This is a genomic window from Streptomyces sp. NPDC041940 (assembly GCF_055589465.1).
This window is the reverse complement of sequence record NZ_JBVJBP010000019.1, coordinates 151,226-163,741: the sequence shown is the minus strand read 5'-3', so window position 1 is coordinate 163,741 and position 12,516 is coordinate 151,226. Positions and strand designations below refer to the sequence as shown.

The following is a 12,516-nucleotide window of genomic DNA, read 5'->3' as shown; positions in this document are numbered from 1 at the left end:
ACCCGACAAACAACACGAACAACAACCACACCACCGGAGCCGTTGGCAGCAACGAGTCCAGCCGATCCATGCTGTATCCATGTGCCGCTACCGCGGCGCGGCGCCATGACCCGGCTTCAGCCAGACCCGACAAACAACACGAACAACAACCACACCACCGGAGCCGTCGGCAACAACGAGTCCAGCCGATCCATGATGCCGCCATGGCCGGGCAGCAGCGTGCCCATGTCCTTGATGCCGAGGTCCCGCTTGATCATGGACTCGCCGAGGTCGCCGAGCGTGGCGCTGACCGCGACCGCGAGGCCGAGCACCAGACCCTGCCACCAGGCACCGCCGTCGATGAGGAACTCCATGCACAGCGCGCCCGCGACCATGGCGAAGGCGACCGCGCCGAGCAGGCCCTCGCGGGTCTTGCCGGGGCTGATGCGCGGGGCGAGCTTGGTCCGCCCGAAGCGCCAGCCGACGGCGTAGGCACCGGTGTCGCTGACGACCGTCAGCAGCAGGAAGGTGAGCACCCGCTGCGGCCCGTCGTCCGCGGTCAGCATCATCGCGACGAAGGTCGCCAGGAACGGCACGTAGAACGCCGCGAAGACGCCCGCTGTGACGTCCCTGAGGTAGCCCTCGGGCGGTTCCGTCATGCGCCAGACGAGTACGGCCAGGGTGGTGAGCGCCATGGCGACCCAGGCGCCCTCGGCGCCCCGGACGTACCCGGCGACGATCATCGCGGCACCGCCGAGCGCGAGCGGAACGAGCGGCGCCCGGATGCCCTTGCGTTCGTCCAGCCGCTTGGTCAGCTCCCACAGGCCGACCACGACGGCGACCGCGACGACGCCGACGAACAGGGCCTTGACGACGAACAGCGACGCGACGATCACCGCACCGAGCCCGACCCCGACCCCTATCGCGGCGCTCAGGTCGCGACCCGCGCTCTTCTTCGGCGGCTTGGGCGCCGGCTGCGAGGCGTCGGGCATGGGTTCCGGATTCGTCTCGTTTCGGACCGGGGGGCCGCTCAGCCGAGCAGCCCTCCGGTCGTCATCCTGGTTTTCGCCGTGGCCGGCTGCGTCAGGCACGCTGGGCATGGGGCGAGTCTGGGGCGCTTCATACGCATCGTATGCGGGACCCGCCGGGGCGGCCCCCTGGACGTACCCATGGCCAGGGCTCTGGATGTGCCCGTGGCCCTGCCCTTGGTCGGCGGGCCCCCAGTACCCGGCCTGTGGCGGCGCCCCCCAGGAAGAGTCGTTCATCAGACCTCGAGCAGCTCCGCTTCCTTGTGCTTCAGGAGCTCGTCCACCTGCGCGACGTACTTCGCGGTGGTGTCGTCGAGCTCCTTCTCCGCACGGCGGCCCTCGTCCTCGCCGACCTCGCCGTCCTTGATCAGCTTGTCGATGGCCTCCTTGGCCTTGCGGCGCACGGAGCGAATGGAGATCTTCGCGTCCTCGCCCTTGCTCTTGGCGACCTTGATGTACTCGCGGCGGCGCTCCTCGGTCAGCTCGGGGAACACCACTCGGATGATGTTGCCGTCGTTGCTCGGGTTGACGCCCAGGTCGGAGTCGCGGATCGCCTGCTCGATGTTGCGCAGGGCCGTCTTGTCGAACGGGGTCACTACCGCCATGCGCGGCTCCGGCACGGAGAACGAAGCCAGCTGGTTGATCGGCGTCGGCGCGCCGTAGTAGTCGGCCACGATCTTGTTGAACATCGCCGGGTGCGCACGCCCGGTGCGGATCGCGGCGAAGTCCTCCTTGGCGACCACGACGGCCTTCTCCATCTTCTCCTCGGCCTCGAGGAGGGTCTCTTCGATCACCACTTGCTCCTGCGTGTCTTGAGTAGGCCCGGCTGCGGTTCCATGTGGGGCGGCGGCCGGCTGCGTCGCGTCTTCTTCCTGCACGGTTCCCGACCGGCAGGACATTGTCCATCCCCCGGCCCGGCTCCGTCCCCGTCCGTCCCCCGGACGGGGTGGTGCGGTTCCTCAGTCCCGGCTGGCCGCGTCCCCCACGAGCGTGCCGATCTTCTCACCCTTGACCGCTCGCCCGATGTTGCCCTCGGCCAGCAGCTCGAAGACCACGATCGGGAGCTTGTTGTCGCGGCACAGCGTGACGGCCGTGGCGTCGGCGACCTTCAGGTCGCGCGTGATGACCTCGCCGTAGCCGAGGTGGTCGAACTTGACCGCGTCCGGGTTGGTCTTCGGGTCGGAGTCGTAGACCCCGTCCACGCCGTTCTTGCCCATCAGCAGCGCTTCGGCGTCGATCTCCAGGGCGCGCTGAGCGGCGGTGGTGTCGGTGGAGAAGTACGGCATGCCCATACCGGCACCGAAGATCACCACACGGCCCTTCTCCAGGTGCCGTACGGCGCGCAGCGGGATGTACGGCTCGGCGACCTGGCCCATGGTGATGGCGGTCTGCACGCGGGTCTCCACGCCCACCCTCTCCAGGAAGTCCTGGAGGGCGAGGCAGTTCATGACGGTGCCGAGCATGCCCATGTAGTCGGAGCGGGCGCGGTCCATGCCGCGCTGCTGGAGTTCGGCACCGCGGAAGAAGTTGCCGCCGCCGATGACGACCGCGACCTGCGCGCCGTCACGCACGACGGCCGCGATCTCGCGGGCGATCTTGTGCACCACGTCAGGGTCGACGCCCAGGCCCCCGCCACCGGAGAATGCCTCTCCGGACAGCTTCAGCAGAAACCGGCCGCGCACTTTGCCGTCGTCACTCTTCTGGGGCTTGGTGGTCATGGGGGATCCCGCCTCTTTCACGTGTTGCGCATACCAAGAAGGCCATTGCCGGTGGGGCGTGTTTCGCATCCCATGCGGCAATGGCCTCCTTGTCAGATCTGCTGTCGTCCGCCACCCATGTGACGGCGTACGCGGACGACTGCTGCCGACCCTATCGGGGTCGGGCGTCGATCGCGGTACGGACTCAGATGCCGACCTTGATGCGCGAGAAGCGCTTCAGGGTGACACCGGCCTCGTCCAGGACCTTCTGGACGGACTTCTTGTTGTCCAGCGCGAAGGGCTGGCCGAGCAGCGTGGCGTCCTTGAAGAAGCCGTTGAGGCGACCCTCGACGATCTTCGGCAGGGCGGCCTCGGGCTTGCCCTCGGCGCGGGTGGTCTCCTCGGCGACGCGGCGCTCGGACTCGACGACCTCGGCCGGCACGTCCTCCTTGGAGAGGTACTTCGGCGCGAAGGCGGCGATGTGCTGGGCGACGCCCTTGGCGATCTCGGCGTTCGGCTTGTCCAGCTCGACCAGGACACCGATCTGCGGGGGCAGGTCGGGCATCGTGCGGTGCATGTACGCCGTCACGTAGCCGTCGGCGAACTGCGCGAAGCGGTCCAGGACGATCTTCTCGCCCAGGTTGGCGTTGGCCTCGTCGACGAACGCCTGGACAGTCTTGCCGGCCTCGATCTCGGAGGCGAGCAGGGCCTCGAGGTCGGCCGGGGAGGTCTTGGCGACGTGCTCGGCGATGGTGTTGGCCACGGCCTGGAACTTGTCACCCTTGGCGACGAAGTCCGTCTCGCACTTCAGCTCGACGATGACACCGGAGGAGTTGTCGTCGGCGATGATCGAGACCACGGCACCGTTCTCGGCGGAACGGCCCTCGCGCTTGGCGACGCCCTTCTGGCCCTTGATGCGGAGCGCCTCGACGGCCTTCTCGACGCTGCCCTCGGCCTCGTCCAGCGCCTTCTTGCAGTCCATCATGCCGGCGCCCGTGAGCTCACGGAGCTTCTTGACGTCGGCGGCGGTGTAGTTCGCCATGAGTCTGTGAATCTTTCTCGAAGTCTGGAAGATCGAAGATCTGCGGATGCGCCCTCCATGGAGCCGGAGGGCGCTGTCTTTCCGCTGACCTACGGGTGAACGGCGGGAGCGGACTTCACCGCGCCTGAGGCGCTGTGAGATGGAGTACCGCTCCCGCCGTCACCTCGGACTGACGGGTCAGGCCTGCTCGGCCTCGGCGGCCTTCTCGCCCTCGGCCGGCTTCTCGGCCTCGGCGGCCGGAGCAGCCTCAGCCTCGGCAGCCGGAGCAGCCTCGGCAGCCGGAGCGGCGTCGGCGGCCGGAGCGGCCTCAGCCTCGGCGGCCGGAGCGGCCTCGGCGGCGGGGGCAGCCTCGTCGGCCTTCTTCTCGCCCTCGAGCAGGTCGCGCTCCCACGCGGCCAGCGGCTCGCCCGCGGCCTTGTCGCCCTTGTCGCCGGTGGCGACGCCGGAGCGGGCGATGAGGCCCTCGGCGACGGCGTCGGCGATGACGCGGGTGAGCAGGGTGACGGAGCGGATCGCGTCGTCGTTGCCCGGGATCTTGTAGTCGACCTCGTCGGGGTCGCAGTTGGTGTCGAGGATCGCGACGACCGGAATGTTCAGCTTCCGGGCCTCACCAACGGCGATGTGCTCCTTCTTGGTGTCCACGATCCAGACGGCGCTGGGCACCTTCTGCATCTCGCGGATACCACCGAGGGTCTTCTCCAGCTTGGCCTTCTCGCGCGAGAGCACGAGAAGCTCCTTCTTGGTCAGACCGGACGCGGCGACGTCCTCGAAGTCGATCTGCTCGAGCTCCTTGAGGCGCTGCAGACGCTTGTAGACGGTCGAGAAGTTGGTGAGCATGCCGCCCAGCCAGCGCTGGTTGACGAAGGGCATGCCGACGCGGGTGGCCTGCTCGGCGATGGCCTCCTGCGCCTGCTTCTTCGTGCCGACGAACATGACCGTGCCGCCGTGGGCGACGGTCTCCTTGACGAACTCGAAGGCGCGGTCGATGTACGACAGCGACTGGAGCAGGTCGATGATGTAGATGCCGTTGCGCTCCGTGAAGATGAAGCGCTTCATCTTCGGGTTCCAACGACGGGTCTGGTGACCGAAGTGGACGCCGCTCTCCAGCAGCTCCCGCATCGTGACGACGGCCATGGCCGTATCTCCTTGAATTTCTCGGTTGTGCCGCGGATGCCGGACGGCTTCCGCGCCTGACGCCCACTGCGCGCCGTTCCACGAGGGACCGAGGGGCGCTGATACAACCCGTTTCCGGGGTGCGTATCGGGGCGTGCGAAGTCGACCCGGTGACCCGGGTCGCCACCAGAAGTGTACGGGACCCGCGGGGTGCCGGGTGACGCCGTTGTCCACAACCGGGCAGCGGTCCACAGCCACGCACGGTGATCGCGGTGGTGCGGGACGCTCTGCGCATGCGAGCGAAGCGATGTGTGCGTGTGTGTACGCGGCTGATCCTGCTGCTGGTCCTGACGGCGGCCGTCCTGCTGTCCCCGCCGCCGCGGCTGTTCGCGGCGCCGCCCGGCCCGGACACCGGCGTGCCCGCGGTGGGACGCGCCTGGCCCGTCGGATCACGCCCTCAGGTCCTCCGCGGCTGGGAACCCCCGGCGACGGCGTACGGCCCGGGCCACCGGGGCGTGGACCTGGCGGCAGCGCCGGGAACGCCGGTACGGGCGGTGGCCGGGGGCCGGGTGTCCTTCGCGGGCCGGGTGGCCGGCAAGGGGGTCGTCGCGGTGGAAATCACGGGAACCGGTGATCCACCCTTGCGCACGACACTCGAACCGGTGACGGCGACGGTGCGGGAGGGCGAGGAGGTGGAACCCGGCGAGGTGATCGGCACGGTGGACGCGGCGGGCTCGCACTGCACGGCTCCGTGTGTGCACTGGGGCCTGCGCAGGGGCGACACGTACCTGAACCCTCTGTCGCTGCTGCCCCCGTGGCTGCTGTACAGGGGCCCGTCGAGGCTGCTGCCGGTCTATTGAGAGGCACCCCGCTCCGCCGCCGGGACGCGCACCCGCCCACCGGGCCCGGCACCGACGCCCCTCAGCCCAGCACACCCCGCAGGGCCATGGACACCGCCGCCTCCGCGATGCTGTCCGGCTCCTCCGCGGCTCCGAGCTCGATCCTCCGAACGGCCGCGTCCACCACCCCCTGCAACAGCATCGCCGCCAGCCGAGGCTGCGCATGTCCCATCTCGGCCAGCGCCTCGACGATCATCGCGACCAGCCCGCCGTGCGCCGCCCGGATCTTCTCCCGGGCCCCCGCGTCGAGCTCACTCGCGGAGATCGCGACCACGGCCCGATGCCGCCGGTCCCCGACCAGCTCGAGCTGCTGGCGCACATACGCCTCGACCTTGGCCTCGGACGTCTCCGCCCGCTCCATCGCCACCGACACTTCCGCCGCCCAGACCGGGAAGTCGACCTCGCACAGCTCCTCGACCACGGCCGCCCGTGACCGGAAGTACTCGTAGACGGACGATCGCGCGAGACCCGTCCGCTCGGCGAGGGCCGGGAAGGTCAGCGCCTCCGTACCGCCCTCGGACAACAAGGAACGAGCCGCGTCCAGCAGGGCGGCTCGCTGCATCGACCGGTGCTCGGCCACGGAGGCCGCTCGAATCCTTGGCACGTCAACACTCTACGGACGCGTCACGCCCGACGGGAGTGGCTCACGCCGACTCATCGGCATCAGTCCAGGTCAGCGGCCGAAGCTCGCCAGTTTCGCTCTGAGCTGCAGCACGGACTTGGTGTGGATCTGACTGACCCGGCTCTCGGTCACGCCCAGCACGTTCCCGATCTCGGCCAGGGTGAGCCCCTCGTAGTAGTACAGCGTGACCACGGTCTTCTCCCGCTCGGGCAGCGTGTTGATCGCCCGTGCCAGGAACCTCCGCAGCTCCCGGTCCTCGGCGACCTCCACGGGGTTGTCGGCGGCGGTGTCCTCCAGCGTGTCCATCACGCTCAGCCCGTCGCCGCCCTCGCCCCCGCCGTGCAGCAGCTCCTCCAGGGCCACCACGTTGGCCAGCGACAACTGGCTGAACACCGCGTGGAGTTCCTCCACCGCGATGCCCAGCTCGCCGGCCACCTCGCCCTCCGTCGGCGTCCGCCGCAGCCGCGCCTCCAGCGTGGCGTACGCCCGCTCCACGTTGCGCGCCTTCTGCCGCACCGAGCGGGGGATCCAGTCGAGCGCCCGCAGCTCGTCGATCATCGCGCCCCGGATGCGGGTGATCGCGTACGTCTCGAACTTGATCTCCCGGTCGATGTCGAACTTCTCGATCGCGTCGATCAGCCCGAACACCCCGGACGAGACGAAGTCGGCCTGCTCCACGTTGGACGGCAGACCCACGCTCACCCGTCCCGCGACGTACTTCACGAGCGGCGAGTAATGCAGGATCAGCTGCTCCCGCAGCCGCTCGTCCCCCGTCGCCTTGTACGACCGCCACAGCTCGTCGAGCGTCGAGGGAGCGGGCGGCCGTACGCTGCCACCGTCACGGGCGGCTGGGGGGATCGCCGCCCGGTCGGACCCGGAGGTGTGCTGGGGCATTCGTCGCCTTGTGCCGTTCTGCTGCGCAGTGGTGCTGCTGGGGTGAGCTGTCTGACTGATGTCGAGTGGTCTGTCCGTGTCGGAATCCTCGTGAGCGTAGCGTGACTGCGGTGTCGCGGTGTGCGAAGGGCTGAGGCCAAGGGAGACGCGAATGCGTTCCGGAGGCGCCCCGGCGGAGCGCCGCGGTCGCTCAGTGTGATCACCGGAGGAGCCCAACTGGGCGCATTTCCAAGGGGTGTCGAGGTTCCCCCGGACGGCCGAACACGCGCGGTCAGCATGGTCCGGGACCACCGCGGACCGACATCACCGCCTGGCGTGTCAACTTCCAGCCATCGCCGTGTCGTTCGACGTAACCGAGTGCCCGGAGTTCGTACAGTCTCGCGATCGCGTCCTCCTGCGCGGTCTGTGCACGGCGCGCGATCTCGTCCGGCGGGGCGGCCCCGCCGGCGGGCAGGGCGGCGAGCACCTGCCGGGCGGCGGGTTCCAGCAGATCCCGGGGCAGGACGGGGCCGCGCCGGTCGGGGGCCAGTTGCCCGATGTCGCCGACCAGTTCGACGACATCCGCGGCGTCGGTGACCAGGACCGCCTCGCCACGCAGCAGTTCGTGCACTCCGGCGGAGAGTCCGCTGGTGGCCGGGCCCGGTACTCCCATCGTGTGACGGCCGAGGCGCTGTGCCGCCCGCGCCGTGACCAGGGAGCCGCTGCGGTGCGCGGCTTCGACGACCACGGTGCCTCGGGTGAGTGCCGCGATGACGCGGTTGCGCAGGATGAACCGGCTGGGCGTCGGGTGATCGCCGGGCGGCAACTCGCCTACGACCAGGCCCTGTTCGGCGATTCTGCCGATCAGCTGGGTGTGTCCGCGCGGGTAGGGGCGGTCGACGCCGCAGGCGAGGACGGCGACGGTGGCGCCGCCCGCGCCGAGGGCGCCGCGGTGGGCGGCGCCGTCGACTCCGTAGGCGCCGCCGGACACCACCACCCAGCCCTGCTCGGCGAGGCCGGCGGCGAGGGTGGCCGCCATGTGCGCCCCGTACTCGGTACAGGCCCGGGCGCCGACGACGGCCACGGACTTCAGCGCCCACATCCGCAGACCGGCCCGCCCCCGCACCCACAGCCCGAGGGGCCTGGCATCCCCGAGATCGTCGAGCTGTCCGGGCCACTCCGGGTGCCCGGGGCACACGAACCGCACCCCGGCCTCCCGGGCGACGGCGAGGTCCTCGCGGGGCCGCGCCGTCTCGGCCCTGGCCAGCAGCCCCGTCCACCGCTTGCCGCTGACCCCGGGCAGGGACTGTCCGCCCTCCGTCAGCCGCCGCACCACTTCCCCGGCCCCGAACTCCCGCACCCACCGCCCACCGACCTCGTCCCCGGGCTCGAGGACCCGGGTGAGGAACACCCGGGCGAGCAGCGCCTCGTCCGGTTCGTCGACGAGGCTCACGTCAGCGCTCCGAGGGCCATCGGGACGCCCCGGGGCACACCGGTGCGCAGCTGGAGCGCGAGGGCGACGTCCGTGGCATCGGGCCGGTCGTGGCCGACGAGGTCGGCGACGGTCCAGGCCACCCGCAGGACTCGGTCCAGTCCGCGGGCGGTCAGGACACCCCGCTCCAGGTTCCGCTCGGCCTCGTCCATCGCGCCGGGCACCGCGTACCAGCGGCTGCGCAGCTCGCGGCCGGGTACCTCGCTGTTGGTGCGCCAGGGAGAGCCGGCGAGGCGCTCCGAAGCCCGTTCCCGGGCCGCCCGGACCCGGTCGGCGACCGTCGCAGTGGACTCGCCCCTTGCGCCGATGGCGGTCAGCTCGGAGCGGGTGACGCGGTCCACCTCGACGCGCAGGTCGACCCGGTCGAGCAGCGGTCCGGAGAGCCTCGCCTGGTAGCGGCGGATCGCCGAGGGCGGGCATTCGCACAGGTCGTCCCGCTGCGAGAACCGGCCGCACGGACAGGGGTTGGCCGCGAGCACCATGAGGAACTTCGCCGGGAAGCGCACGACTCCCGCACTGCGCGCGATCACGACATGCCCCGCCTCCAGCGGCTGACGCAGCGCGTCCAGGGCCTGGCTGTTGAACTCGGGCGTCTCGTCCAGGAAGAGCACACCCCGGTGGGACAGTGAGACCGCGCCGGGCCGCGCGATGCCCGGGCCGCCGCCGACGAGTGCCTGCATCGTGGCCGAGTGGTGCGGGGCGCAGTAGGGGGCGACGTCGATCAAGGGCTTGCCCGGGGGCAGCAGGCCCGCCACCGAATGGACCGCGGTGACCTCCAGCGACTCCTGCCGGCCGAGCAGGGGCAGGATGGCCGGCAGCCGCTCCGCGAGCATCGTCTTGCCCGCGCCGGGAGGCCCTTCGAGGAAGAGGTGGTGTCCACCCGCCGCGGCCACCTCCACCGCCGTGCGCGCCGAGGTCTGGCCGACGACGTCCGCGAGGTCGTGGGCGTGGTCGTGCTGGGCCGCTCCGAGGCTGTGCATGCCCGTGGCCGCGCCCGTACCGGGCACGCGCAGGCCGGCGAGGAGCGGGTCCGGGCGGCCCTGTTCGTCCGGCTCCTCCTCGGGCACGGGTTCGTCGGCCAGGATGGCGATCAGCTGCCGCAGGCTCCTGACGCCCAGCACCGACACCCCGGGCACCAGGGAGGCCTCGGCGGCGGCGCACTCCGGCACCACCACCTGCTCATACCCCGCGTCCGCCGCCGCCAGCACCGCGGGCAGCACCCCGCGGACCGGCCGCACCCGGCCGTCGAGGCCCAGTTCCCCGATCATCACGATGTCGGCGAGAACCCGGGGGTCGATGCGCTCCGCCGCGCCGAGGACGGCTGCCGCTACGGCGAGGTCGAAGCCGCTGCCGGACTTCGGTACGGAGGCCGGGCTCAGGCCCACCGTGAGTTTCTTCTGCGGCCAGGCCGCGCCCGAGTTGACGACCGCGGCGCGCACCCGGTCCCGGCTCTCCGTCAGGCTCTTGTCGGGCAGTCCCACCAGCGTGAACGCCGCGACACCCGGTTCGAGATCGGCCTGGACCTCGACGACCACACCTTCGACGCCGACCAGTGCCACCGAACACGTACGGGCGAATCCCATCAGGCCACCCCCCGCACATGCTCGACCACGGCCGCGCCGCGGTTCGGCAGGAGCACGCCGACCACGTCGATGCGGACCCCGCCGGGTGGCGCGCCCCCGTGGGACTGGATCCACCGCTCGGCGAGATCCCGCAGCCGCTCCGCCTTCTGCGGGGTCACGGCCGCCATCGGATGCTCGAAGGGACCCTCCCTGCGGGTCTTCACCTCGCAGACGACCAGGACGTCGCCGTCCCTGGCCACGATGTCGATCTCACCCGTCCGGCCGGAGCGCCAGTTGCGCTCCACCACCGTCAGACCGGCCTCGGCCAGCCGCCGCGCGGCCAGGCTCTCGCCGTACTTGCCCATGGCGCTGCGGGCCCGATGTGCGTTCATGTCGGCACCACCTCCGGCGCCAACGATCACGCAGCTGCCCCCAAGAAGTGGATCTTGGTGGACAGCTCAGCGAGTGTGGAAAACTCCCTCACCCGCCTGGGTGAACGTCACTGAACGTCACCCGCTCGGCAGCTCGAGATCGCTCTTGTTCAGCTCCTCGATGTTCACATCCTTGAACGTGAGCACCCGAACCTGCTTCACGAACCGCGCCGGCCGGTACATGTCCCACACCCAGGCATCCGCCATGGACACCTCGAAGAACACCTCGCCCTGGACCGAGTGCACCTGCATCTCGTAGTCGTTGGTCAGGTAGAAGCGCCGCTCGGTCTCGATCACGTATTTGAACAGACCGACGACATCGCGGTACTCCCGGTAGAGCTTCAGCTCCATCTCGGTCTCGTACTTCTCGAGGTCCTCGGCGCTCATGGCATGTTCCCCTTCAGCCGTGCGATCCCACCATTGTGCGCCAGTCCTGTGAGCCCCTAGACGATTTCCGGGTCAAGGATCACGGGCCTGGCCGGGGGACCTTCGTCGAGCAGCGTACGCAGCAGCCCGGCGAGTCTGGTCGGATACACCGTCTCATGTGCCCGGGTCAGTTCCGGACACGTCCACCAGCGCGCTCCGGCGACACTGCGCCGCTCCAGCTCGGTCAGCCCGGCGGCGGCGATCTCCGTACGGTCCGTACGAGCCAGGTAGTACCACTCGTCCTGGTCCCAGCGGCGGCCCGCGAACGGGAACGAGCACTTCCGCCGCCACAGCACCGGGCCGAGCTCGACCTCGGTGATGCCCGTCTCCTCGATGAGTTCCCGCAGTGCGGCCTGTTCACGGGTCTCGTCGCCCTCCACTCCGCCGCCGGGAGTGAACCACCAGTCGTCGGCCGGATCGTCCGGCTCGTGCCCGTGCAGCAGCAGGATGCGGTCCTGCGGGTCGAGCAGCACGACCCGGGCGACCTTGCGCAGCCCGCCCTCGGAGGAGTCCTGGCCCGCCCCCACGGCTTCAGCGGACACCCGCGGACTCCGCACGCGTCCGCCGGGCACGGGCCGCGCCCGCACGCTTGGCGATCGGGCCGTAGGCGCCCCCGGCCAGGACGAGCACGGCGCCGGCGATCACCGCGGCGGTGATCGTCCGCAGCGGTCCGGGCGAGGAGAGACCGCCGAGCGCCTCGAAGCCGGTCGGGCGCTCCAGCATGCCGTTCATCGGGTACACGACGGAGTCGACGCGGGCGTCGACGGCGGAGCGCGACACGGTGCCACTGGCCGCGTCGGTCAGATGGGCGGTGGAGTCCACGGAACTGCCGCGCTCGTCACCGAGCAGGAACAGCCGCCCCTTGGGAACGGTCACGGTCGGAAAGTTGCTGATCTCGGCCGGCGTGCCCTTGGGCAGGTAGGGCTCGTCGATCTCCTTGCCGTTGACCTTGAGCTTGCCGTCCTGGCAGCAGGAGACCGTGTCGCCCCCGATGGCGACCACACGCTTGACCATCGGCGCGTTGGCCCAGGTCGTGTCCTTGAAGACCACGACATCGCCGCGCCGCACCTCATCGCCGTCGACGCGCTGCGCGAGGATCCGGTCGCCCGCGTCGATCGTCGGTGTCATCGAACTGGTGGGCACGGTGTACGGCCGGTAGACCACCGCTCCCCAGGCGAACCCTCCGAGGAAAAGCACGAGGCCCAGCGCGACGGCCAGCCCGGACAACCGCTGTCCGGTCCGGCTGCCCACCGGGCCCGTACCTGTGCCACCGCTGCGCGGGGCCGTGTGCGTCATGCTCTCGCCACCCATGGGTCCGCACCCTACCCGGGGGTACCAGCAGGGGTCAGCCC

14 protein-coding genes are annotated in these 12,516 nt (G+C 70.5%); 1 reads left to right on the top strand and 13 read right to left on the bottom strand.

Annotated features, from left to right (window positions below; all coding sequences use genetic code 11):
* Positions 1-116 precede the first annotated feature (116 nt).
* The 5 genes from ACZ6I3_RS28485 to rpsB form a co-directional block, all read right to left on the bottom strand.
* On the bottom strand, positions 117-1,244 hold the full coding sequence (locus ACZ6I3_RS28485) for a phosphatidate cytidylyltransferase (protein ID WP_469418437.1): 1,128 nt from the start codon (positions 1,242-1,244) through the stop codon (positions 117-119).
* Positions 1,244-1,801: a ribosome recycling factor gene (gene frr, locus ACZ6I3_RS28480; RefSeq protein ID WP_184598490.1), complete on the bottom strand. Its 558-nt coding sequence runs from the start codon at positions 1,799-1,801 to the stop codon at positions 1,244-1,246. Before frr ends, ACZ6I3_RS28485 begins: the two co-directional genes overlap by 1 nt.
* Before the next feature lie 165 nt (positions 1,802-1,966).
* Positions 1,967-2,725 (bottom strand): UMP kinase, encoded by a 759-nt coding sequence (pyrH, locus tag ACZ6I3_RS28475; RefSeq protein ID WP_469418435.1) that lies wholly within the window; start codon positions 2,723-2,725, stop codon positions 1,967-1,969.
* A 184-nt stretch (positions 2,726-2,909) separates the two neighbouring features.
* Positions 2,910-3,746: a translation elongation factor Ts gene (gene tsf / locus ACZ6I3_RS28470; RefSeq protein ID WP_469418434.1), complete on the bottom strand. Its 837-nt coding sequence runs from the start codon at positions 3,744-3,746 to the stop codon at positions 2,910-2,912.
* A gap of 177 nt (positions 3,747-3,923) precedes the next feature.
* On the bottom strand, positions 3,924-4,880 hold the full coding sequence (rpsB, locus tag ACZ6I3_RS28465) for a 30S ribosomal protein S2 (RefSeq protein ID WP_469418433.1): 957 nt from the start codon (positions 4,878-4,880) through the stop codon (positions 3,924-3,926).
* A gap of 272 nt (positions 4,881-5,152) precedes the next feature.
* On the opposite strand from rpsB, the gene ACZ6I3_RS28460 reads away from it, so the two are divergent.
* Complete coding sequence (locus tag ACZ6I3_RS28460) at positions 5,153-5,719, top strand: peptidoglycan DD-metalloendopeptidase family protein (protein WP_469418431.1); 567 nt, start codon at positions 5,153-5,155, stop codon at positions 5,717-5,719.
* A 61-nt stretch (positions 5,720-5,780) separates the two neighbouring features.
* Here the strand turns inward: ACZ6I3_RS28460 and ACZ6I3_RS28455 are convergent, their stop codons facing one another.
* The 8 genes from ACZ6I3_RS28455 to lepB form a co-directional block, all read right to left on the bottom strand.
* Positions 5,781-6,338 carry a TetR/AcrR family transcriptional regulator gene (locus tag ACZ6I3_RS28455; RefSeq protein ID WP_469418462.1) on the bottom strand — a complete coding sequence of 186 codons (558 nt, stop codon included), beginning with the start codon at positions 6,336-6,338 and terminating at the stop codon, positions 5,781-5,783.
* Between the two features lie 93 nt (positions 6,339-6,431).
* Complete coding sequence (gene whiG, locus ACZ6I3_RS28450; protein ID WP_184598498.1) at positions 6,432-7,274, bottom strand: RNA polymerase sigma factor WhiG; 843 nt, start codon at positions 7,272-7,274, stop codon at positions 6,432-6,434.
* Positions 7,275-7,545: 271 nt separating this feature from the next.
* Positions 7,546-8,706 carry a DNA-processing protein DprA gene (gene dprA, locus ACZ6I3_RS28445; protein WP_469418429.1) on the bottom strand — a complete coding sequence of 387 codons (1,161 nt, stop codon included), beginning with the start codon at positions 8,704-8,706 and terminating at the stop codon, positions 7,546-7,548.
* Positions 8,703-10,328: a YifB family Mg chelatase-like AAA ATPase gene (locus ACZ6I3_RS28440; RefSeq protein ID WP_469418428.1), complete on the bottom strand. Its 1,626-nt coding sequence runs from the start codon at positions 10,326-10,328 to the stop codon at positions 8,703-8,705. Before ACZ6I3_RS28440 ends, dprA begins: the two co-directional genes overlap by 4 nt.
* Positions 10,328-10,729 carry a YraN family protein gene (locus tag ACZ6I3_RS28435; protein ID WP_451248157.1) on the bottom strand — a complete coding sequence of 134 codons (402 nt, stop codon included), beginning with the start codon at positions 10,727-10,729 and terminating at the stop codon, positions 10,328-10,330. Before ACZ6I3_RS28435 ends, ACZ6I3_RS28440 begins: the two co-directional genes overlap by 1 nt.
* Before the next feature lie 87 nt (positions 10,730-10,816).
* Positions 10,817-11,125: a DUF2469 domain-containing protein gene (locus ACZ6I3_RS28430; RefSeq protein ID WP_003993268.1), complete on the bottom strand. Its 309-nt coding sequence runs from the start codon at positions 11,123-11,125 to the stop codon at positions 10,817-10,819.
* Between the two features lie 56 nt (positions 11,126-11,181).
* Positions 11,182-11,706, bottom strand: a complete 525-nt coding sequence (locus tag ACZ6I3_RS28425) for an NUDIX hydrolase (RefSeq protein ID WP_469418426.1) — start codon at positions 11,704-11,706, stop codon at positions 11,182-11,184.
* Entirely contained in the window at positions 11,696-12,475 is a 780-nt protein-coding gene (lepB, locus tag ACZ6I3_RS28420; RefSeq protein ID WP_469418425.1) for a signal peptidase I, read from the bottom strand. The genes ACZ6I3_RS28425 and lepB overlap by 11 nt, the downstream gene beginning before the upstream one ends.
* Between the last annotated feature and the right edge of the window lie 41 nt (positions 12,476-12,516).

What these genes read in the sequence shown, in the direction of transcription:
- ACZ6I3_RS28440 (WP_469418428.1), bottom strand. Translation starts at nt 10,328, where the DNA reads ATGGGATTCGCCCGTACGTGTTCGGTGGCACTGGTCGGCGTCGAAGGT.
- whiG (WP_184598498.1), bottom strand. Translation starts at nt 7,274, where the DNA reads ATGCCCCAGCACACCTCCGGGTCCGACCGGGCGGCGATCCCCCCAGCC.
- ACZ6I3_RS28460 (WP_469418431.1), top strand. Translation starts at nt 5,153, where the DNA reads ATGCGAGCGAAGCGATGTGTGCGTGTGTGTACGCGGCTGATCCTGCTG.
- ACZ6I3_RS28485 (WP_469418437.1), bottom strand. Translation starts at nt 1,244, where the DNA reads ATGAACGACTCTTCCTGGGGGGCGCCGCCACAGGCCGGGTACTGGGGG.
- pyrH (WP_469418435.1), bottom strand. Translation starts at nt 2,725, where the DNA reads ATGACCACCAAGCCCCAGAAGAGTGACGACGGCAAAGTGCGCGGCCGG.
- rpsB (WP_469418433.1), bottom strand. Translation starts at nt 4,880, where the DNA reads ATGGCCGTCGTCACGATGCGGGAGCTGCTGGAGAGCGGCGTCCACTTC.
- tsf (WP_469418434.1), bottom strand. Translation starts at nt 3,746, where the DNA reads ATGGCGAACTACACCGCCGCCGACGTCAAGAAGCTCCGTGAGCTCACG.
- lepB (WP_469418425.1), bottom strand. Translation starts at nt 12,475, where the DNA reads ATGGGTGGCGAGAGCATGACGCACACGGCCCCGCGCAGCGGTGGCACA.
- ACZ6I3_RS28430 (WP_003993268.1), bottom strand. Translation starts at nt 11,125, where the DNA reads ATGAGCGCCGAGGACCTCGAGAAGTACGAGACCGAGATGGAGCTGAAG.